Source organism: Pseudarthrobacter sp. NPDC058196 (genome assembly GCF_042882685.1).
Classification (GTDB): domain Bacteria; phylum Actinomycetota; class Actinomycetes; order Actinomycetales; family Micrococcaceae; genus Arthrobacter.
The window spans coordinates 20,732-42,268 of the sequence record NZ_JBHVVN010000005.1 but is presented as its reverse complement, the minus strand read 5'-3'; the positions used below and the strand labels follow the sequence as shown (position 1 = coordinate 42,268).

18 protein-coding genes are annotated in these 21,537 nt (G+C 65.3%); 7 read left to right on the top strand and 11 right to left on the bottom strand.

The features are described from left to right. Nucleotides 1-24 precede the first annotated feature (24 nt). From ACFVVC_RS08410 to ACFVVC_RS08390, 5 genes are read right to left on the bottom strand one after another with little or no spacing between them, the layout of a single operon-like run. The gene (locus ACFVVC_RS08410) at nt 25-1,233 is read right to left on the bottom strand and encodes a CehA/McbA family metallohydrolase (protein ID WP_387451267.1); all 1,209 of its coding nucleotides are present in this window, start codon (nt 1,231-1,233) and stop codon (nt 25-27) included. A gap of 2 nt (nt 1,234-1,235) precedes the next feature. Then, complete coding sequence (locus ACFVVC_RS08405) at nt 1,236-2,315, bottom strand: ABC transporter ATP-binding protein (RefSeq protein WP_387451264.1); 1,080 nt, start codon at nt 2,313-2,315, stop codon at nt 1,236-1,238. Next, nucleotides 2,315-3,184, bottom strand: coding sequence for a carbohydrate ABC transporter permease (locus ACFVVC_RS08400; protein ID WP_387451262.1), 870 nt, complete (start codon nt 3,182-3,184; stop codon nt 2,315-2,317). Before ACFVVC_RS08400 ends, ACFVVC_RS08405 begins: the two co-directional genes overlap by 1 nt. Further along, entirely contained in the window at nt 3,181-4,101 is a 921-nt protein-coding gene (locus ACFVVC_RS08395) for a carbohydrate ABC transporter permease (protein ID WP_387451259.1), read from the bottom strand. Before ACFVVC_RS08395 ends, ACFVVC_RS08400 begins: the two co-directional genes overlap by 4 nt. Nucleotides 4,102-4,120: 19 nt before the next feature. Next, entirely contained in the window at nt 4,121-5,533 is a 1,413-nt protein-coding gene (locus ACFVVC_RS08390) for an ABC transporter substrate-binding protein (RefSeq protein ID WP_387451256.1), read from the bottom strand. Nucleotides 5,534-5,674: 141 nt separating this feature from the next. Here ACFVVC_RS08390 and ACFVVC_RS08385 point away from each other — a divergent pair, with 141 nt between their 5' ends. After that, nucleotides 5,675-6,901 carry an ROK family protein gene (locus tag ACFVVC_RS08385; protein ID WP_387451253.1) on the top strand — a complete coding sequence of 409 codons (1,227 nt, stop codon included), beginning with the start codon at nt 5,675-5,677 and terminating at the stop codon, nt 6,899-6,901. Nucleotides 6,902-6,982: 81 nt separating this feature from the next. Here the strand turns inward: ACFVVC_RS08385 and ACFVVC_RS08380 are convergent, their stop codons facing one another. From ACFVVC_RS08380 to ACFVVC_RS08360, 5 genes are all read right to left on the bottom strand, one after another. Then, the gene (locus ACFVVC_RS08380) at nt 6,983-8,449 is read right to left on the bottom strand and encodes a polysaccharide deacetylase family protein (protein WP_387451250.1); all 1,467 of its coding nucleotides are present in this window, start codon (nt 8,447-8,449) and stop codon (nt 6,983-6,985) included. Nucleotides 8,450-8,566: 117 nt separating this feature from the next. Then, nucleotides 8,567-9,493: an intradiol ring-cleavage dioxygenase gene (locus ACFVVC_RS08375; protein ID WP_387451247.1), complete on the bottom strand. Its 927-nt coding sequence runs from the start codon at nt 9,491-9,493 to the stop codon at nt 8,567-8,569. A gap of 333 nt (nt 9,494-9,826) precedes the next feature. Further along, nucleotides 9,827-10,462 carry a GntR family transcriptional regulator gene (locus ACFVVC_RS08370; protein ID WP_387451244.1) on the bottom strand — a complete coding sequence of 212 codons (636 nt, stop codon included), beginning with the start codon at nt 10,460-10,462 and terminating at the stop codon, nt 9,827-9,829. Between the two features lie 40 nt (nt 10,463-10,502). Beyond that, a complete protein-coding gene (gene tcuA / locus ACFVVC_RS08365) occupies nt 10,503-11,966 on the bottom strand; it encodes an FAD-dependent tricarballylate dehydrogenase TcuA (protein ID WP_387451241.1) in 1,464 nt (487 codons plus the stop codon). A gap of 119 nt (nt 11,967-12,085) precedes the next feature. Beyond that, nucleotides 12,086-12,754: a GntR family transcriptional regulator gene (locus tag ACFVVC_RS08360; RefSeq protein WP_387451238.1), complete on the bottom strand. Its 669-nt coding sequence runs from the start codon at nt 12,752-12,754 to the stop codon at nt 12,086-12,088. Between the two features lie 318 nt (nt 12,755-13,072). Here ACFVVC_RS08360 and ACFVVC_RS08355 point away from each other — a divergent pair, with 318 nt between their 5' ends. From ACFVVC_RS08355 to ACFVVC_RS08335, 5 genes are all read left to right on the top strand, one after another. Continuing rightward, nucleotides 13,073-14,164 (top strand): PrpF domain-containing protein, encoded by a 1,092-nt coding sequence (locus tag ACFVVC_RS08355; protein ID WP_387451235.1) that lies wholly within the window; start codon nt 13,073-13,075, stop codon nt 14,162-14,164. A 40-nt stretch (nt 14,165-14,204) separates the two neighbouring features. After that, entirely contained in the window at nt 14,205-15,302 is a 1,098-nt protein-coding gene (locus tag ACFVVC_RS08350) for an ABC transporter ATP-binding protein (RefSeq protein WP_387451232.1), read from the top strand. Further along, nucleotides 15,299-17,083: an ABC transporter permease gene (locus tag ACFVVC_RS08345; RefSeq protein ID WP_387451229.1), complete on the top strand. Its 1,785-nt coding sequence runs from the start codon at nt 15,299-15,301 to the stop codon at nt 17,081-17,083. The genes ACFVVC_RS08350 and ACFVVC_RS08345 overlap by 4 nt, the downstream gene beginning before the upstream one ends. A gap of 32 nt (nt 17,084-17,115) precedes the next feature. Continuing rightward, the gene (locus tag ACFVVC_RS08340; protein WP_387451227.1) at nt 17,116-18,234 is read left to right on the top strand and encodes an ABC transporter substrate-binding protein; all 1,119 of its coding nucleotides are present in this window, start codon (nt 17,116-17,118) and stop codon (nt 18,232-18,234) included. 78 nt (nt 18,235-18,312) lie between these two features. Further along, nucleotides 18,313-19,284 carry a serine hydrolase domain-containing protein gene (locus ACFVVC_RS08335; RefSeq protein ID WP_387451224.1) on the top strand — a complete coding sequence of 324 codons (972 nt, stop codon included), beginning with the start codon at nt 18,313-18,315 and terminating at the stop codon, nt 19,282-19,284. A gap of 40 nt (nt 19,285-19,324) precedes the next feature. Here ACFVVC_RS08335 and ACFVVC_RS08330 read toward each other — a convergent pair whose 3' ends face one another. Beyond that, nucleotides 19,325-20,230, bottom strand: a complete 906-nt coding sequence (locus ACFVVC_RS08330) for a LysR family transcriptional regulator (protein WP_387451221.1) — start codon at nt 20,228-20,230, stop codon at nt 19,325-19,327. 128 nt (nt 20,231-20,358) lie between these two features. Here ACFVVC_RS08330 and ACFVVC_RS08325 point away from each other — a divergent pair, with 128 nt between their 5' ends. Then, complete coding sequence (locus ACFVVC_RS08325; protein ID WP_387451218.1) at nt 20,359-21,495, top strand: PrpF domain-containing protein; 1,137 nt, start codon at nt 20,359-20,361, stop codon at nt 21,493-21,495. Nucleotides 21,496-21,537: the final 42 nt, after the last annotated feature.

The following is a 21,537-nucleotide window of genomic DNA, read 5'->3' as shown; positions in this document are numbered from 1 at the left end:
CGGGGCGTAGCTGTTGTGGTCAGGCTATGTGGTGAGGGCGAGGATCCGGCGGTCCGACGTTTCGAGCCGGTACGGGCCGGCACCCTGGGCGTCGATGGCTGCATAGGGGTCGCGGATGAGCTGCCGGCGGCCTTCAAAGTCCACCAGGATGGCCCCTTCCGCGTCGATGGCGAGCAGTTCGCCGTCGACGCGCAGCAGCAGCGGCGCGTCGATTCCCATGCTGAGGGCGGTCGGCCCGGTCTTGAGCGCCGCCAGCAGTCCTTCTTCCGACGGGTCCGCGGACTGCACCCAGGTGGTGGGCAATCCGGTGGGATGCCCGTCCTCCGGCCGGTGGAAGTCTCCGCCACCGAGCGGAATGACGGGCTCGCCCCAGGCGCTCAACCACGCCCAGATGCTGGTGTCGCGCCGGTTGGGCAGCCAGGTTTCGTGCATGATCTCGGCGTGGGTGGGCTTCCGGGACAACTGCCATTGCCACGAGCAATCGGTGGCTACCGGGTGGTTAATGGACAGGAATCCGCCATCGCCTTCAACCTGGTCGAGCCAGGCGTCGGGGTGGTCCCGGAAATCCACCCAGTTGATGCGGCCGTAGGCGTTCGCGTGGCCGCGGACGGTGGTGACCTCCTGTCCGGGCAGAAGCGCGATCCCATACTCATTGCCCACGCCCTGCAGGTGCGGGTGATGGCTGACGGTGTTGTGATCGGTTACGGCCAGGAAATCCAGCCCGTTCCGTGCTGCCTCGCCCGCCAGTTGACGGAGGGAGAGGCTGCCGTCGGAATGGAGGCTGTGTGCATGGCAATCCCCGGCAAGCCACCGCATCCCTGCCGCGGCAGGAAGGGTTCGACGGCGGCTGGCCGGGACAGTGCCGGCCGGCGCGGGAGCCGGCGGCTCGGCTTCCACCGCACCTGTTGCCGGTGTGTTGATGGTCAACTCCACCGTGACACCTTCAGCCGGAATCTGGTGAAGGCCCAGCACCACTTTCCACACACCGGTTTCAAGTTCGCCCGGGCAGTATCCCGTGGACGCCGCGGTCCTGCCGATCACAAAGCGCTTTTTGGCTCCGCCGGACCAGCCCCGCCACCCGTCAGGACCCATGCAGCCCAGATCGATGACGGCCCGGGACGTGTCGTAGTCCAGGAGCACTTCCAAGGATTCGCAGCGTCCCACCTCGAAAGGAACATCGAAGTACAGGCTCCCGGCCCGGTCATCCGGGGTCAGCGCCCGGCTGATGCGCACCGTCAGTCCCCGATCCGCAGGCCTTCAGCATCGAACAACAGCGTCCGCCGGGGCTCGAACGTGACCCATACGCGCGTTCCGATTCCGGGCTCATGGTCCTCACTGACCACCACCTGGACCGGTTCCCCGCTGTCCGCCAGTTCCACCGTTATCAGGGCGGAGGCGCCCAGGTTCTCGGAAACGGTGACCGTTCCCTCAAGGCTGCCGGGTGCCGCGGCGGTGGATATGCCCAGGTATTCCGGCCGGGCTCCCCACGTGACGTCCTGGCCCTCGGCCACCCTGCCCACGGCATCGGAGGGCAACGGCACCTGCTGGCTGCCGATCGTCACGGTGCGGTCCCCAACGGCGCCCTTGAGCAGGTTCATGGACGTTGAGCCGACGAACGAGGCCACAAAGGTGTTGGCCGGGCGCTGGAAGATCTCCCGGGGCGTTCCGAGCTGCTGCATCTTGCCCGCGCGCATGATCGCGATCCGGTCGGCCAGGGCGAGTGCTTCGGCCTGGTCGTGGGTGACGAACACCGTGGTGACGCCGAGGTCCAGCTGGAGCTTCTTCAGGAAGGTCCGGGCCTCCAGCCGGAGGCGGGCGTCCAGGTTGGACAGGGGTTCGTCAAACAGGAAGACATCGGGGCGGCTGGTCACCGCCCTGGCCAGGGCGACGCGTTGCTGCTGGCCGCCCGAAAGCTGCCCGGGACGGCGCTCCAGCAAGCCTTGGAGGGAGAGTTTGTCACCGACTTCTTCCGCCCTGGAGTGCCGTTCGGGCTTGGCGACCTTCTGGATCTTCAGCGGGTAGGCGATGTTGTCGGCAATGGACATGTGCGGAAACAACGCATAGTCCTGGAACACCATGGCGACGCGGCGCTGCCCCGGTTCCATGTTGGTGACTTCCCGGTCGCCGATCTTGATGCTGCCGGACGTGGATTTCTCCAGGCCCGCGATGGTGCGAAGCAGCGTGGTCTTGCCGCAGCCGGAGGGACCCAGCAGGGCGAAGAACTCGCCGTCGTGGATGGTGACGTCCATTTCGTCCACGCCGCGGACTCCGCCGGGATACTCCTTGATCAGGGAGCTGGTGGTGATGCTGGCCATTAGCTTTTGATACCTCCATGGAAGCGGAACCCGTAGCGCCGGTTGACGAAGAAGTACATCGCGACGACGGGGATTGAAAAGAGCAGTGAGAAGGCGGAAATCAGGGCGAGGTTCGGCTGGCCGCCTTCGGTGTAGAAGGTGTACATCACCACGGACGCGGGCGACTTGGAAGGTGACCGCAGCAGGATGTAGGGAACGAGGAAGTTGCCCCAGACCTGGACGACAGCCCAGACGGCGATGGTGGCGAGCCCGGGCCGGGCCAGCGGAATGACGACGTCCCACAGGATCCGCAAGGGCTTTGCACCGTAGAGGCGCGCCGATTCCTCGTAGGACTTGGGGGTTGAGTCCATGAAGTCCTTGAGGATGAAGATCACGGTGGGGAGGATGCCGCCGCTGAGCACGAGAATCACGCCGAACTGGGAGTCAATGAGCCCCAGCTTCACCATCAACAGGAACGTGGGCACCATGGCCGCGGTGCCCGTGATGATGGACGAGAGCAGCAGCAGGGTGTACAGCAGCAGGTCCCGGCCGGGTATTTTCACCCGTGACAGCGAGTAGGACGCCAGCGATCCGAGGACCAGCACCACCACCATCGAACCAAGTGCCAGGATCAGGGAATTGCCAAGCGAGGCGATGGCGGTCGGGTTGTCGAACAGGATCTTGAAGTTGTTGAAGGTGAACTCCGGCAGCTTCACGTTCAGTCCGGGGTGGGCGTCAAACGGTGCGAAGACGAGCCACAGCACGGGGATGACGAAGAACGCCAGGACCAGGGCGGTGAAGACGCTCTTGCCCATCAGCCCGAGGAAGTGCCTGAGCATTTGACGGCTCTCACCGTTGGCGGTTCGCTTGGATCCAGTCACGGCGGTCATGATTTCCTCTCCTTCAGCAGGCGCAGGTAAACGGTGGCGATCACCAGGTTGATGATGATCATGATCAGCGAGATCGCCGAGCCCTGCCCGAGTGCTCCATCGTTCAAGGCCAGCCGGTAGATGAAGATCGGCAGGATGTTGGAGCGGTCATCGGGTCCGCCCGCCGTGAGCAGGTAGGGGGTGAAGGTATTGAAGGTCCAGAGAGTGATGAGCAGCGTGTTGGTCAGGACGTGTCCACGGATGTGTGGGAACACCACATCGCGGAATTGTGCCCAGGCGCCGGCCCCGACCATGCGCGCGCTCTCCAGCTGGGATGGCGGCACCGAAGCGAGGGCGGAACTGAAGAGGAGCATTGAGAAGGCGGTGCCCACCCAGGTGTTGAACACAATGATGCTCTGCAGCGGGTAATCGAGAAGCCACGCGGTGTTGCCCGTGGAGAGCATCGCGTTCAGGGTTCCGTCGCTGCGGTCCAGCATGGCGTACCACAGGAAGGTGGTGACCGAACTGGGAATGATCCAGGCCAGCAGCACGAAGAATTCGACGACGGCCCGCACCGATTTCCTGACCCTGGTCATGGTCCAGGCGATGGCGAACCCCAGTGCGGACTGTCCGATGACGGCAGACCCGAACACAAAGATGAGCGTCAGCCCCAGGGAGTTGAAGAAGCGGTCGTCGGAGAGCGCATTGATGTAGTTGTCTATGCCGACGAACTGCGGGTTTTTGGCCGCTGAACCGCTGAGGCGGTAGTTCGTCAAGCCCAGGTAGAGCGTCCAGAGGGCGGGGAAGACGAGGAACAGCGAGATCAGGAGCAGGGCAGGGGCCAGGAAGGCCATGGCCCTCGCTTTGCCCAGGCCTGCTACGTCACCGTCGTCTGCGACGGCCCGGGAGGGCCCGGTGCCCGCTGCTGGAGCGGTCACCGGGGCCTCCACTGTTGGGTCACTTGAAGGTTTTGTCGCTACCACCGACGATTCCCTCCAACGCCTTCTGGTACGAGCTGCCTGCGTCCGCGGCCGACTTGCCCGAGGCCACCATCCCGCTGGCGTCCTGCAGTGCAGCGGAAACCTGCGTGTAGTCCGCGAGTCCGGGGCGGAATGCCGTCACCGGCAGGACCTCGGTGGAGATGAAGTTCAGCAGCGGGTCGGATTTGAGGATCTCTCCGTTGACATCGTCCCGGGCCGAGATCTGGGGAGTTGACCCGATGCGTGCCTTGATTGCGTCTGCGGACGACATGAACTGAAGCAGTTCCCACGCCTGCTGCGGGTACTTCGTCTTGGGGTTGATGACTTCGCCCGAACCGCCGGACATACTGACAAAGTCAGCGCCGTTGGGGCCCTTGCCGGACGATTGGGCCGGGATCTTGGCCCATCCCACTGCGCTGTCCCGGTTGGCCATGGGAGACACACCCTTGACGGGGTTGATCACGGAGCGCCAGAGGTAGTCACTTTCGATCAGGATGCCCAACTTGTTTTGCGAGAATTCCTGGAAGGACTTGTCCCGGCCCTTGGCATCCTGCTGGAGCAGGGGGTCGCCCAGCTGCTCCGAACCGTAGACCTTTGAGTAGAAGTTCAGGACGTCCTGGACGCCCTGGCTGTTGCCCTGCCACTTGCCGTCCTTGTTGATCGGCTGGCCGGTACCTTGCAGCAACGGCAGGAACCCCTGCATGGTTGCCGCTTCCCCCATGGCCTTGCCAGCGTTGATCTGCAGGGGCGTCACGTCCGGAAGTTTCTTGAGCTTGCGGGCGGCATCGAGGATGTCGTCCCAGCTCTTGGGCTGCCAGTCAGCGGGCAGGCCCGCCTGGGCGAACAGGGTCTTGTTGAAGTAGATGACACGGCCATCCGTGCCGTCCGGAACGCCGTACTGCTTGCCCTCGTAGGTAGTGAGCTGCTGGACGGCAGGCTTGATCTGCTTCCACCCGTCCCACGCCTGGACCTTGTCCTTGCCCACAATGTCCTCAAGGGGACTGATGTACCCGGCGTCTGCGAACTCTCCCAGCCAGATGCCGTCGATGGACGTGACGTCCGCGCCCTGGCCCGTGGAAAGGTCCAGGGAGACTTTGGTCTTGTAGGCCTGGTCATCCACGCCGTTGGGCTGGAAGTTGACCTTGGCAGTGACGCCCTTGGCCTTTTCCGCCTCCTCAAACTTGGGGATGACGTAGTTGGTGATCCAGTCGGCGCCGGCAGCGTTTTTCCCGCCCGAAATGGAGTTGGCGGTAATGGTCAGCGTCACCTCCTTGGCGTCCGCGTTCTGGTCGGTTGCCTGGGATGGTGCAGATGAGCTGCCGCAGGCGCTCAGGGCAACGGTGCCCGCGAGCAGACCTGCTGCAGCCGCAAAAAATCTCGTCCTAGTCATATCAGGGGATCCCTTTGGGAGACAGAGCTCCGCCTCTGCGAAGCTACTTGTTGGAGTGTCCGAACTAACAGACAGCCTGTGATACAGGCCACTATAGTCTAGGATCGGGCTTAGTCAAATAAATTGAGTTAGGGAGTTTGGATGCCTCGCGGATCGAATCTGGAGCGTGTCAGCGCCTTCAATCAGGCCGTTGTACTGGACCTCGTGCGCCGCTCGGAATCAGGGATGAGCCGGGTGGAACTCATCGGTGCAACGGGCCTGTCCACGCAGACGGTATCCAACATCGCGCGGCGCCTGCTGGACCTGGGACTGATCCTGGAGAGCGGAAAAGTGCACGTCCCGCAGGGCAAGCCGCGAACCACGCTGACCATCGATCCGAAGAGCAAATATGCTGTGGGGGCCCACCTGGATCCATCCATGCTCACGTTCGTGCTGCTGGACCTGGCAGGTAGGGTGGTGCACCGCAAACACCTCCCGGTGGTGGCCGTTGCCGGACCGGAAGAAACCGTGGCACGGATTGCGGCTGCCATTGAAGCCCTGATCAGCGAAACGGATATACCCCGGACCCGTGTCCTGGGAGTAGGAATCGCCGCACCCGGACCCATCGAATTCGATCAGGGCGCCGTGGTGGGACCGCCGATGCTTACCGGCTGGGAACGCGTGGAATTGCGGCAATCGCTCGGGAAAGCGACCGGACTTCCCGTCTTCCTCGACAAGGACTCGGCAGCGGCAGCGCACGCCGAACTGTGGGTGCGGAACAAGAGATCAGACCAGAATTTCGCCTTCGTGTACCTCGGCAGCGGCGTCGGCGCGGCAGTGGTAATGAACGGCGAAGTGGTGCGCGGATCTTCGAACAATGTGGGCGAGATCGGACACTTTTCCACCGGTGACGGAGGCCGGCTGTGCGGCTGCGGACGCAAGGGCTGCCTGGGCATATCCATTATGCCCGTCGAACTGGTCAACGACGCCGTGGGCAAGGGGATCCTCCCGGGCCCGGTCGACCAGGCGGATCTGCGCCACATAACCGAGCACTTCCACAAGCTGGCGGCGTTGGCGGATGCCGGAGACCAAGGCGCCTCGTCCCTGTTCCAGGAAGCAGCAGACCGCCTTGCCCGCGCCGTCGAGGACATCGCCAACCTGCTCGACGTCGATGGCATCGTTTTCGGCGGACCGTCCTGGCCTCCGGTGGGAACCCGCTACCTTGAGGTCCTCCACGCCGCCCTTGCCAACCGCCTGGCCATGGGCATGATCCACGAAGTGGAGCTGGTGGGATCGGTTCTTGGCGAGGACATCACCGCCGTGGGAGCCGCCTGCATCGTCCTTGACCACGTCCTGGCACCCCGTTCCGGAGGCCTGTTGCTGGAATGACCCACGTCACGGCGGGCAGCGCAGCCCTCCGCCCGGAGGCGTGGCATCCGGCTCAACGCGGCCGGAACCCCGGCAGGCCGCCTATGGGCGCACCGGCCGTGACCTGTACACATGGCCCGGGACCAAGGGTGTTCCTTCGAAGAGCTGGGGGACGGACACCAGCTGGTAGCCCTGGGCCTGCAGGGTGGACATGAGTTCCTGTTGGCCGGCTATCGTCGTCGGCTGGACGTCATGCATGAGCACCACCGCGCCGGGCGTGATCTCCTTGAGCACTTTGGGCACGAACACCGCCGGGTTCTTGCTCTGCCAGTCCAGCGAGTCCACGGCCCAGATAATGAGTGGCTTGCCCACAGCGCCCTGCACCGCGGCGTCGGCCGCGCCGTAGGGCGGCCGCATCATGATTGGAGCGGCCCCGGTGGCGGCCAGGATGGCGGCGTCCGTACGTTGCATTTCCTTCTTGACCGCGGGGACGGGCAGCTTGGTCAGGTAAGGGTGGCTGAAGGTGTGGTTGCCGATCGCGAAGCCCGCGTCGGCCACTTGTTTCGCGATTGCTGGGTTGGCCGCAGTATTGGACCCGGTCATGAAGAACGTGGCCTGGGCTTTTCGCTCTGCCAGGATGGCCAAAAGCTGCGGTGTGGTGCGGGCGTCCGGCCCGTCGTCGTACGTCAAGGCAGCGCACGGGACGATATCGCAGTTCACGTGCCTGGCTGCGGGCGCTGTCGCGGGACGCGGGACGGCGGCGGCGTTCAGCTGTCCCAGGACCTGCCGGCCGTAGTCGCTGAGGACCGCCCCGGCATCGCCGGCGTTCATCGTCAAGGTCACGTTGCCCCCGGGGTTTCCGGGAACCTCCGCGGACACGGCCAGCTCCCCGGACGGTTTCAGGACCAGGTCGCGTACCGGGATGTCCTGCCGGACGGGGGCCGCGATCTGCGCAGGGATGCCCAGCATGCGCGATTGGATGCCCGGAATCGCCTCCGGCCGCAGAAGCTCCGCGCCTCCGCGGACAGCCCCGGAAACCGCGTCAACGTAAACGGTTTCCGACCGCTCTGAGCCCGTCCCGTCCGTCCCGGAACCCTTCACTTTTTCACGGACAACAATGATGGTCCCCGCGGCCAGGACGGGTGCCGCGGAAGCGGTCATTTCCTGGCCCGCGGACTGCGGTGGGTTCAGCGCCATCGCGGGCCGGTAACGGCTACCCGCAGGTGCAGCCGCATCGAGGAGTCCAAGCAGCCACGAGTCCACATGCGCGTTCAACGCCGGCACCCCGTCAACGTAGGTCCAGGACGCACGCACATGGTGCTCCCCCACGTGGGCCGCCAAGGACATCCCATACCCGCCCGGCACCCCTACCGGGCCGTCCAGCGCATCTGAGAGCGGCTGGGGCAACGCCACGGTCCCCGGGTGACTGGAAACCCGTTCGTGGGAGTGCAGCGTCGGGTACGGTGCCCCGGCCACACTGTCACCGCCGCTGGCGAGCGCTACCACGCAAATCGCCACCAGGAGGATACGCAGGCAGGAGGCAACTACGCTCCCGCGGGTGCGCCCCATACCCAGCCCCATCGATCCGCCCGCTCCTCCGGTGTTTGACCCCTTGATTGTCCCTTAATACCAGGCCAACATGACGGAACCGCGGGCAGTTGCCTGGAACCGGGGAGCGTCGGCGTGCTAGATGGTCACGTTGAGCCCCGCCGTGTAGCCGGCCGCGGCCGAGCCGGTCATCGTCGCCAGCTGGTAGATGCCGCCGTCGTCCCCGAACACGTTGTCCGACTGCAGGGTGGTGCGGGTCATGTTGGTGACGCTCTTTTCGTATCCGGCGGTGGCGTAGACGTCGTCGCAAGCCGCCTTGGGCAATGCGATCTGGGAGACGGCCAGCACCTGTCCGGCGGAGGTGGCATTGTTCATTGACTCGAAGACCTCGAAGTGGATGTGCGGCCAGCGCCCGGAGTAGGCGGCCGGGAAGATGGACGCAAAGGTGACCTGCCCGTTGGCGTCCGCTTCCTGCACGCCGCGGAGGTAGTTCTCGTTCTTCAGGCTTGAGTCGTACATCGAGTACTTCCCGTCCCGGTCGCAGTGCCAGGCGTACACCGCGGCACCGGCCATCGGGCTGCAGCCGTTGGCGTTGTCCAGCAGCGTGAGGGTGAACGTGAGCGGCACGCCCTCCGCCGTTGCAGAGGCGGCGCCGAAGCTTGAGGTGATATCCTGGCGCACCACGCCGGACGCTTCCAGGACATTCGGCCCGTTTGAGCCGTCACCGGGGTACGGGCCCGCCGTTTCCTCCGGAATCTCCACCCCGCATTCGGCGATCGCCCGCGTCAGCGTTGGCGTGGCCGAGGCGGCAGCGGAGCCGGTGGATGCTGCGGCGGACCCTGTAGATGCCGCCGAAGAACTGGCCGGCGACGTGGCCGAAGACGTGGAACCCGGGGTTCCGGCAGGGGTACAGGCGGCGAGCGCGGCGGCCGCACCGCCTGCACCCAGGAGCATCCCCAGGGACCGGCGGCTCATCAGGGTGGACAGATCGAACTCCAGCCCCCGGTCGTGGTTGGGATGCGGCTGGTCGTAGTCCGGCTGGTCGGGTGTGCGTGAAGTGGTCATGGTCCAAGGAAACCGCATGCGGCTATGCGGCGGACCGGTTGTGTCTGTGCCCTTGCTGTGCGTCCGGGCGGTCTTCTTCCTGCTCGGAGCCTGCCCCGCGGAAGGCTCGACGACGGCACCTGCCCCGCCGCCGTCGTCGTCCGTTCCAGCAAAGGCAGCCCGGCGCACGAGGTGCCGGAAAAAGCGAGGTGGGGCAGGCCCATTGGAGCCTGCCCCACCTCTGTGCACCGGCTGATGCCCTGCGCCCGACTTTCGGGTTTCCTGTTGCGATGGAGTATGCAGGAACATCTGCCGGCGGGTCTTGTGCGGGACGCCCGCGGCCGCCGATGCGGCCTAGAGCGTCCTGGGATCTTCGGCGTACATCTTCAACCTGATGTTCAAGGCGTCCGACATGTGGCGGGCCGCGATCTCCCCGGCGAGGGCGGAGTCGCCGTCCCCGATTGCAGCCAACAGGTCGGTGTAGTCCGCCAGCACCACCGGCCACCTTCCCGGGTAGGTCAGGGTGGTGAGGGTGTACCGGCGCACCTGCTGGTCCAGGCGTTCCAGCAGCCCGATCAGCGACGGGCTGTGCGTGGCGCGCCACAGCTGGGTGTGGAAGGCGCGGTTGGTTTCCGCGAGCGCCCGGCCGTCGCCGGGGTCCAGCTGCTGCATCTGCGTCAGCAGCCCCGTGAGCAGCTGCCGGTCCAGGGCGGTTGCCTTGACGGCAGCCTTGGCCGCGGCGGCCTGCTCCAGGATGATCCTTGACTCGTAGATATCAATGATTTCCTCGGCCGAATGCGTTCGGACCACTACCGCCTTGCCGCGCCGTTCAACCAGTCCGTCCTGTTCCAGCCGCTGCAGCGCCTCCCGCACCGGTGTCCGGGAAGCCCCGTACCGCTCGGTGAGCTTGGCCTCCGTGAGCGGCTCGTCGGGCGCAAAGACGCTCGCGAGAACATCCTCGCGAAGCCGCTGGTGGATGGGAATGGCCACTTTTTCTCTTTTCCTTTGCTGGTCCGTGCGGGTGGGTTGCCTAGGCTATGGAGCCGGCGCGCCGGCCGAAGACGGCGCCCGCCGCAAGCCCGGAGCCGCCGGGATAGTTTCCGCTGAACAATCCGCCCAGGGCTTCCCCACAGGCATAGAGCCCATGAAGCGGCAGCGCATCTTGGGTCAGCACGCGTCCCCAGGTGTCTGTCTTGAGGCCGCCGAACGTGAACGTGATGCCGCAGGTCACCGGGAACGCGTAGTACGGGCCGGTGGCGATGCTTCGGGCCCAGTTGCTCTTGGGCGGCCGGGTGTCTGCCCGGCGCCCGTCTTTGACGTTGGGGTCAAACGGGGCACCCTCAGTGATCGAGGCATTGAAGTTCTGCACCGTCTCCTCCAGGCCCTCGGGGCTGATCCCGGCTTGCTGTGCCAGCTCGGCGAGAGTCGGCGCGATGACCACCGATACACCCGGCATGTCATACTCCTCGGCCCGCAGCATGGGACGGGAGGCGGCGTCAAAGATCTGGAAGGCACCTGATCCCGGCTGGGCAAGGATGTCCCGGCCATACTTTGCGTAGGTGTAGTTGCGGTAGTCGGCGCCTTCGTCAACAAAACGCTTGCCCTCAGTGTTCACCACGATGCCCATCGGGTAACCGCCGCGGGTGAGCTGGTTGGTGAGCTCAAGGTTGCTCTCGTTCTCCGGGTGCCAGGCGTCCCAGGCCACGCTGTGGCAGGTGGACCAATCGCCACCCCTCGCCGCACCGGCGTCGAGGGCAGCGAGGATCATCTCGCCCGTATTGCCCGGCGTGCCGCGAACTTTCGCGTTCTGCCACCCCTCACCCAGGTGTTGGCGGCGAAGTTCAGGTGAGGCTTCAAAACCTCCCGAAGCGAGGATGACCGACTCGGCCCGGAATTCGCCTTCGTCGGATGGGGTGCGGTACCGGACTCCGCTGACGCGGCCGTCCTCCCTGATCAGTCCGGTGGCTGCGCAGTCATAGATGACCTCAACGCCCACGCGCTCCGCGGCCGCCCGGTGGTCGGCCATGAGCCCCTTGCCGCCACCGACGTTACCCACGTGCAGTCCGCCCCAGAACAGGTACCCGCCGTCCTGGGTCCGGTACGCCTGGCGTTCATACATCAAGCGGTATTTGAGTCCCATGCCCTGAAGCCAGCGCAACGTCGGGTTGCTTTCGCTGACCAGGACCGCGGACAGTTCGGGGTCGTTGCGCCCTTCAGAGACCTTGGACAGGTCGGCAAGGTATTCGGCAGCCGTATAGGCGGGGACTTCACTGGCGGCGTGCCGGTCGTCAGGCTCCACAAATTCGATCAGCTCCCCGAGCCCGTTGTGGGAGATGCGGGTGGCGCCGGCAGTGTAGAAGCTGTTGCCGCCCGATGCGGCTTCCCGGGCCTTTTCCAGCAGGACAACTTTGCGTCCACGCTCAGCGGCTGCAAGTGCTGCCGCAAATCCGGCGTTACCGCCACCTACTACCAAGACGTCGCTCTTGACCATCATCCATCTCCTCAGCTCCATCGCTGTACACGATTGTATACATAAGTATGCCGACGTATGCAATGGGGTCTCGCTGCGAGTGTTGGGGCGCGGCGGGAGAGGCGTAGTGGCGTATTTTGCGGCTAACCCACGCGCGGGTTACTGATTTCCTGCGCGTCGATGTACATCTGGATCCGGATATTCTTCGCCTCATCCATGTGGGCGCTGGCGATCCGGCCGGCCTCTTCTGCATTGCGGGCACGGATGGCCACCAGCAGTTCCTCATGTTCCTTCAGCACGCGGTCCCACCGCTCCCTGGTGGACAGCGTAGTGCCGGGGTAGCGGATGAAATGCACCAGGATCCGGTCCAGCAGGTCAAGGAGTGCGGCACTGTGGCTGGCGGCCCAGATGCGCTCGTGGAAAGTGCGGTTGGCGGCGGCCAGCTCAGCCGGGGTGGCCGCATCAAAATCAAGGGTGACCATGGCCTGGTGCGCGCGGTCGATAAGCATGAGGTCCATGTCCGTGTGCCGGAGAGCCGCGGTTTTTGCAGCCGCCTCCTCCAGGAAGGTGCGCACCTCGTACAGGTCCAGCATCTCCTCCGGGCGATACTCCCGCACCTGCATGCGTGAACCGTAGCGCTCCACGAGCCCTTCCGTTTCGAGCCGGCGCAACGCTTCCCGGATGGGAGTCCGGGAGACGTTGTACTTCTTGGCCAGGGCACTTTCAACGAGCTGGGCACGGGGAGGCAGCTCCTGCGAGATGATGGCGTTCCTGATCATCAGGTAGGGGCTTGTTTCGGGTTGCGACGCCACGGGCGGCCTCCGGTCTTCATGGAACAAGCGGCAGGACGCGCCAGCGCCATACCAGTAGCCGCAATTCTAACGCACTGCATACCGTTACGGCGTGCTGTGAACACCGTGCGCCATTCCCGCACAATCCCCGCGCCTCCACGGAACCCCAACCGATCTATCTGTATTCATATTTTTTAGACTGTTGCTTAAGTAATGTTAACGGTATACCGTTTGTGACCAACGCCATACAGTTGGGTACAGAACGGATTCTGGTTTGCCCGGCTTTGAACATTTACCCGGTTGCTGCACACGGCAGCGCGGGGTATTTCAGGAGAACCAATGACGCTTCTATTCAGGGAAGAGCCGCAAGCCGGCACCCTCCCGGTCACGCCGGTACCGGCCACCCTTGTCCGTGGCGGCACCAGCAAGTGCTGGATATTCCGGGACGAGGACCTTCCAGCTGACGCCCTGGAGACGGACCGCCTCCTCATCCGCACCTTCGGTTCGCCGGACCTCCGCCAGATCGACGGAGTAGGCGGCGCCTCGTCCACCACCAGCAAGGCCATCACCGTGGCCGGCACCGACCCGGACGGGACGGTCCGCTACCGGTTCGCCCAGGTGGCCATCGACCAGCCGGCCGTTGAGTGGGCCAGCAACTGCGGCAATTGCGCAACTGCACTGGGCCTTTACGCGCTCCATGCCGGGCTCGCCGCTCCCACCGGGGAAGTCACCCGGGTACCCATCCTGAACACCGTGACCGGGCTGCGACTCGTTTGTGAGATTCCGACGCCGGGGGGCCAGGTCCCAACCTACGGCGGGCGGCGCCTCGATGGCCAGCACTACCCCGGCGTGCCCATCGACGTTGTCTTCCAAAAAACCTCGTGGTCCAGCTACGGGGCACAGTTCCCCACGGGGAACGCCATCGATGACATCGACGTCGACGGGCGGCGGTACCAGGCGACCCTGGTCGACGCAGGCGCCCCGGCTGCGCTCTTTGACGCCCGAGCACTGGGGCTGGACGCGACCGGCAGCGAAGAAGCTTTGGAAGCCTTGGTCCGGGTGGCTCCGCAGTTGCGCGCCGCGGCTGCGCAAAAGATGGGCCTTCCACAAAATCTCAGCTCTATTCCGAAGGTGGGCATTGTGGGGCCTCCGCCTGAAGGAACTACCGGTGTTTCCGCCCGGATGATCTCGATGAGCGCCCTGCACCCTGCCATCGGGCTCACCAGCGCCGTCGCCGTCGCTGCCGCCTCCGGGACAGCCGGCAGCGTGGTGCAACGCAGCATGGTTCCGGCCGCCGAGGCCGGCCTCTTCATCCACTTGCTCACAGGCAAGACCGCACTGGCGTTGGATGCAGCCGATCCCGCTGAGGTCTCCTTCCAACGCTCGGCCCGCGTCATCAGCGAAAGCACCATCCTGGTGCCAAGTGACTGAAGAAACCCACACCGGAAAAACCCAGCCCAAGGAATCAGCCATGAAAATCAGCATTCAAAACCTGCAGCTGAAGTACGGAAGCTTCACTGCCATCGAAAACCTCAACCTCGACATCGAGGACGGCGAAGCGCTCGTCCTCCTGGGCCAATCGGGATGCGGCAAGACCAGCACCATGCGCTGCATCGCCGGCCTGGAGGAGCCCACCTCGGGGCGGATCATCATCGACGACGTGGTGGTCTTCGATTCCGAAAAAGGCATCAACCTGCCCCCGAACAAGCGCAACGTCGGCATGGTCTTCCAGTCCTACGCGGTATGGCCGCACATGACGGTGGCCCAGAACGTTGCCTACTCGCTGAAGCAGAAGAAACTCTCCAAGAGCGAGATCGATGAGCGCGTCATGGAGGCCCTCACGCTGGTCGGCCTGGAGCCCTACGCGGACCGCGGCGCCAGCCTGCTCAGCGGCGGCCAGATGCAGCGCGTCGCCCTGGCGCGCAGCCTGGTCATGCGGCCCAGCGTGCTCATGCTCGACGAACCGCTCTCCAACCTTGACGCCCGCCTGCGTGACCGGCTCCGGGTTGAACTGCGCGAAATCCAGCTCCAGCTGGGCCTCACCTGCGTGTACGTCACCCACGACCAGCACGAAGCCTTCGCCCTGGCCGACCGGATCGCCCTGCTCCAGGGCGGCCGGATTGTGCAGATGGGCGCCCCGCAGCACATGTACGAGGCTCCCGCCAGCGCCTCGATTGCCCACTTCCTGGGTGTTTCGAACATCATGGACTGCACTCCGGAGGGCACGGCCACCGGCGCCACCACGGCACGCATCGCCAACAGCGAGCTCAGCGTCCAGTCGGCGCAGCAGGCCGGCGATGCCGGCGCATCCCCCAAGGTCTGCATCCGGGCCGAAGACCTGCAGATCACCGCGATGCCCACGGAACACCCCAACTCCTGGCCGGGAACTGTCCGGGTAGCGGGATTCCAGGGCAACGACATCCGGTACGCCATCCAGCTGGAATCCGGGCCCGAGTTGGATGCCCTGGGCGGCCTGCGCCGCGGCGAACAGCACAAAGTGGGGGACCGCGTATGGGTCACCGTCAACCCCCGCGAAGTCCAGATCCTGCCGGCTGAGGTCCTCGCATGAGCCTCAAGACCACCGAGGCGACCACCCGCGCCGACGCCCGCCTCGCACCCATGCCGGCGCCCCGGGACTACCGCGCTGCCCGGACCCTCTCGGGCCTCCGGAAGAACACGCCGGGCCTCATTGTCCTGGTCATCCTCGGCGTCCTCATCGTCCTTCCGCTTGCCCTGGTGTTGCTCGCCGCCTTCTCCGACAGTGTTCCGCGGCCGGGCAGCATCTCCCTGGGCGGTCTGACGCTGTCCAACCTGGCGTTGCTGGCCACCCCGGAAGCACTCGGGGCCCTGGTCAACTCGCTCATGGTCGGTGCCGGCTCCGCACTCATCGCCCTGCTGATCGGGGCATTCCTGGCCTTCGTCTGCGCCCGCTCCGATGCGCCGTGGCGGAAGTTCATCTTCTTCATCGGCATGGCGCCGATGTTCATCCCCGCCTTGGTGGGCGCCTTGGCCTGGTCCCTGCTGTGCTCGCCGAGCGCCGGCTACATCAACATCTTCCTCCGCGACCTTGGCATTGATGCCGCCATCAACATCTACAGCCTGCCGGGCCTGGTGTTCGTGCTGGGAATCTTCTATGCGCCATACGCCTTCCTGCTGCTGCACAGCTCGCTGTCGATGATGAACGCCGACCTCGAAGAAGCAGCAACCGTCCACGGTGCTCCCCTGCGCACCATGCTGCGGACGGTCACCCTGCCCCTGGCCCTGCCGGCCATCCTGGGCTCCGCCGTCCTGGTCTTCGCCCTGACGATGGAAAACTTCCCGGTGGCCCAGGTCATCGGCAACCCCGCCGGCGTGGACACCCTGCCCACCTACATCTACCGCCTCATGAGCGCCACGCCGGCCAAGAGCAACCAGGCGGCCAGCGTCGCCGTGATCCTGACCGTGGCGCTGATGGCCGTGACGCTCATCCAGCAGCGCATCATCAACAAGCGCAAATTCACCACCATGACCGGCAAGGGCAACCGTCCCCGCCAGGTCCCGCTGCGCAAGATGCGCTGGCCCTTCACCATCCTGGCCCTGGCCTACTTCGCGGTGTCCGTCGTCCTGCCCATGCTCGCACTGCTCGCCGCGTCCATGCAGGCCACCCCGTTCGTCTCCTCGATGTCGCAGCTGCTGGAGGCCAACTCCCTCAGCTTCGCCAAGCTGATCGAAGTCCTCGGATCCAACGATTTCCAGCTCGCCCTCAAGAACAGTGTCTTGGTGGCCCTGATCGCAGCATTCGCCGGCACCACCCTCAGCTTCATCGCCTCCTACATCCGCTACCGCACCAAGTCCAAGGTGGGACGCCTGATCGAACTGGTGGCCATGACCCCCCTTGCCGTCCCCGCCATCGTCATGGGCATCGGACTGCTCTGGACCTGGCTGCTGCTGCCACTGCCCATCTACGGCACGCTGGCAATCCTCGCCGTCGCCTGCGTTGCAGTGTTCATGCCCCAGGGCTACCGCGGCGTCTCCGCGTCGATGCTCCAGATGGATCAGGATCTCGAGGACAGCGCCGTCATGCTCGGCGCCGGGCGGACCAGGTCCGTCCTGGACGTCACCTTGCCGTTGATGCGCGTGGGCATCATGTCCTCGTTCCTGCTGTTCCTCATGCTCTCCATGCGTGAGCTCAGCGCTTCCATCTTCCTCTTCACCTCGAACACCCGGATCCTGTCCATCCTCGTGTTCGACAACTTCGACAACGGCCAGAGCCAGGCAGCTGCCGCCGTCAGCGTCCTGTACTGCCTCGTCATCGGAATCCTCGCCGTTATCGCCCAAAAAGTCGGCGGCGAACGCAAGACCAAGAACTGACCTCACACCCACCTTTGAAAGGGACACCCTCAATGAAGTTAGCGTCCAAACTCCCCGCCCTCACCACCGCCGGAGTGCTCCTGGCCCTCAGCCTGACCGGCTGTGGAAGCGCCGCCCAGAGTGCCGGCGTGGTCACTGCCACTGCCGCCGTGAACACCGACGACGGCCTGGTGATCAACGGTGAGTCCATCGCGGACAAGGCCACCTACGAGAAGGCAAAAACGCAGACCCTGTCCCTGTACTCCGGCTACACCGACTCGTCCGAAAGCGCACTGGTGGACGCCTTCACCAAGGACACCGGTATTAAGGTCAACGTTGTCCGGCTCACCCCGAACAAGCTCTCCGAGCGCGTGCTGTCCGAACAGGGCGCCGGCAAGCTCAGCGCCGACGTCATCCGCACGTCCGACTACCGGATTGCCAAGTCCATGGAGGACGCCAAGGTCTGGAAGGCCTATGACGTGCCAGGCGCCTCGGCCCTCAAGGACGTTTCCGTCGACGGCGGCCAGTTCACCCGCATGTTCAACTCGGTCTACACCCTGGGCTACAACACCCAGCTCGTGAAGGAAGCCGACGCCCCCAAGTCCTGGGCCGATGCGGTGGGCGGCAAGTGGCAAGGCAAGCTGGGCATCGTCCAGGGTGGTTCGGGCGGCAGCACCGCCGCGCTGAACAGGTTCATGGAAACCAAGATGGGCGGCGACTACTTCGCCAAGTACGCTGCGCAGAAGCCGAAGATCTACGATTCCCTGGGTGCTGAAGCCACGGCCCTGGCCCGCGGCGAGGTGGCCGTGGGCACGGTCACCGTCAGCGGCACCAATATCTCGGCTGTCCAGGACAAGGCTCCGGTCAAGTTCATCGTTCCCGAGGAGGGACTCGTCTCCTACGACTACTACCTGGGCATGACGGGTACCGCCACGAACGTGGAAGCCGCGAAGGTCTTCATGAACTACAACCTTTCCAAGCAGGGCCAGCAGGTCTTCGCGCAGATCGGTGAATACCCGGTCCGCACGGACGTGGCACCCCCCACCATCATGGGCGTGACCCTCCCCGCCGTCGACTCCGGCAAGGTGTACCGCATGCAGAACACCGACGCCGTGACCTTCGGCAAGGACGACCTTGCCAAGTGGAACCAGGTCTTCGGCTACACCAAGTAACCCCGAAATCCCGTGCCTGGGGACCCGGCCTCCGCCGGGTCCCCAGGTTTTTTTCATTCACCCACCACCAGGAGCCCCGTGACCGCCGTCCACGCCGCTGCACTTCCGCTGCCCCGGAACACCTCGTCCCTGCTGGTCCGCCGGGACGGCAGGACCATCCTTGAGCTCGGCGACACCACCCGCGCCAGCTACGTCGCCTCGGTCCGCAAAAGCCTGCTCTCGATCCTTTTCGGAATCCAGGTGGACGCCTGCACGGTCAGCCTCGACGCCACCCTCGATGAACTCGGTGTTGATGATGTTGGCGGCCTGCTGCCCATCGAGAGGACGGCGCGGCTCCGTGACCTCCTGACCTCGCGCTCGGGGGTCTACCATCCGCCGTCCAGCCCGGGCAGTGACGAGGATGCCTTCCCTCCACGTGGCACAAAGGCGCCCGGGCAATATTTCCTCTACAACAACTGGGATTTCAACGCGGCCGGCGCCATCCTCGAGAAGGCGAGCGGCCTGACCGTCTTCGAAGCGTTCGAGAAGCACCTGGCCGGTCCGCTGGGGTTCGACGACTACGTCGCCACACGCCAGCAGATGCTCGGGGACGCCCGAAAGTCCGCCTTCCCGGCCTACCACTTCTTCCTCTCCGCCCGGGACTTGGCAAAGATAGGGCTGCTGATGGCTGCCGGCGGACAGTGGGAGGGCCGGCAGCTTGTCCCCCGGGGGTGGGTCAGGGAGACCGTGGCCTCACATGTGAGGCGCGCAGACATGGCGCCGGCCACCGGTTTTGGCACCTGCGACTACGGCTACCTGTGGTGGCTCCCCCGGGAATCCGGCCCCCAGTGGGAGGGGTCGTTCCTGGCTGCGGGCAACTACGGCCAGTTCCTGCTGGTCCTGCCGGCGATCGGGAGCGTCATTGTGCACCGGCGCTTCGTCAGCGACAGCTTCGCCATCACACGGAACTCCCGTACGGCAACTGCCTCGACGGCAGGCCCCCCTCCGGTGACCCACGCCGAATTCATGGACCTTGCCAGGGCGCTGGTTGCCGGGCCCCTGGCCCGGTAGCGCCAGGAAAGGCACCGCACGACGGCGGCACCATCCATTGTCAGGAAGCCGCGCCCTTGGCGATGGAACGGAACACCGTGGTTGCCTGCTGCGCCGCCGGGCTGAGCCGCCGGTTTGCCAGGTGGGCCAGGAGGATCCGGCGCTTTGGGGACCCGGCGAGGGGAACCGCTACGACGTCAGGGCGCAGGGCCGTCAACGCCAGCCTGGGGGCCAGGGCGATCCCGATTCCGGCCGCCACCATCCCCTGCGTCTCCTGGTAATCGTTGGCGGCGAACGCGATCCGCGGCTCGAACCCCGCGTCGCGGCACACCCGGCTGAGGACGTCGGCCACGGGGTGCTCGTCCCGCACCACCCATTCCTGGTCGCTCAATGAACCGATGCGGACCGAGCCCAGTTTCGCAATGGGGTGCTCCCGCGGTACCAGCAGCACTGTCGGATCGTTCGTCAAGCGGACCAGGGTCAGGTCAGGATCCTCGATCTGCTGCCAGGGATAGTCCCACAGCAGCGTGAGTTCGATTTCCCGTCGCCGCAACCGTTCCAACAGGCCGTCCCGGCGGGCGCTCACCACTGTTACCGCGACCTCCGGGTGGCGGGCGCGGAACGCCAGCACAACGTCCGGCATCAGGGAGGCCCCGCCGGTGGGAAAGGTCCCGAGCCGGAGTTGGCCGCGCCGAAGGCCCGCGAACTCCCCCATCTCGGCGCGGGCAGCTTCCACGGTCCTGTCGATGTCGTCGGCGTAGTGCAGGAGGGCATGCCCCGCTTCGGTCAGGACCACGCCCCGCGGATGGCGCTCGATGAGGACCACGCCCATCTCCTGCTCGAGTTTGGCTATTTGCTGCGAGACCGCCGAGGTGGTGAAGGACAGGGCGGCGGCAGCGGAGGTCAGGGAGCCGGAACGGCCCACCTCGCGGAGCACATGGAGCCGGTGGAGATCGAGGATTGCCATGCACTGAGTTTAGCAAAAGTAGATAGTCGTCCACTTATTTGCGATTGTGCTGAAGCCTCGCATCCCGGATCGTAGAAGTACGAGGTGCTGTGAAGTAGAGCACCTGCAAGTTACGAGGGAGATAGACAGTGGGACTCAAAGGACATTGGTACCGGGGCGGCACCAGCAAGTGCTGGCTCTTCGATGCCAGGGACGTGGCCGTCCACGCCCCCACCCGCGAGGACATCCCCGCACTGCTGTCAGCCGCTTTCGGCGCAGCGGATGCGCGGCAGCTGGACGGCGTCGGGGGAGGAACGTCCACCACGTCAAAGGCTGCCGTCATCTGGGCAACCCCTGGCCCCGAGGCTGACCTTGACTACCTCTTCGCCCAGGTGGGGATCGGTGACCCCACCGTTGAACTCGGCTCCAACTGCGGAAACTGCGCCACCGCCATTGCCCTGTTCGCAGTCCAGACGGGTATCGTTCCCGCCCGGGACGGCATGACCACGGTCCGCATGCGCCACGTCACGTCCGGCGCTGTGCTCAGCGGAGCGGTTCCAACTCCCGGCGGCCACATTCCCAAGTCGGGCCTGGCACGGGTTCCGGGCAGCAGTGCAGCCGGTGTTCCCGTCAGCCTCTCGTTCCACGGTCCTTGGGGCCAGAACACCGGCGCACTCCTGCCTACCGGCAACACGGTGGACCAGCTCGAGGTCAACGGCACCACGCTGAGCGCAACGATGGTGGATGCCGGCGCGCCCGCCGTGTTCCTGCCCGCCGACGAGGCCGGCGTCGATCTTTCCTCGATGACGGACAACCTCACCGCCCAACTGCCGGACCTCATCGCGGCCCGGGCATCAGCAGGCCTCATCATGGGGCTGCGGAAGCCTGAGGATCCGCCGCAGAACGCTGTCCCGAAGGTCGGTGTTGTGGCGCCTGCCGGCGACTACACCGCCGCGGACGGAACAACCATCAGCGCCGGCAGCCACGACGTGCGGGTGCGGATGCTGTCCATGCTCGCGCCCCACCCGGCCATAGGCCTGACCTCAGCCGTGGCAGTAGCCCTCGCAGCGTCGCAGCCGTCCTCGGTCGTAGCTGACGCGGCAGGCCAGCCCACCACCGCCGGAAGTCCCCGCGTTCTGCGGATCGGGACGCCCGCCGGGGTGATCACCGCCGAAATCATCACCGATGACTCCGGCACCGTCAGCGAAGTGGCCCTCCACCGGGCAGCCCGCCACATCGCCACCGCAGATATCGATGTGGCCCCGGCCGCAGAGCTGTCCGCCTAAAACCCCCATCTCTTTGCCCCATCATTAAGGGGCTGCACCAAC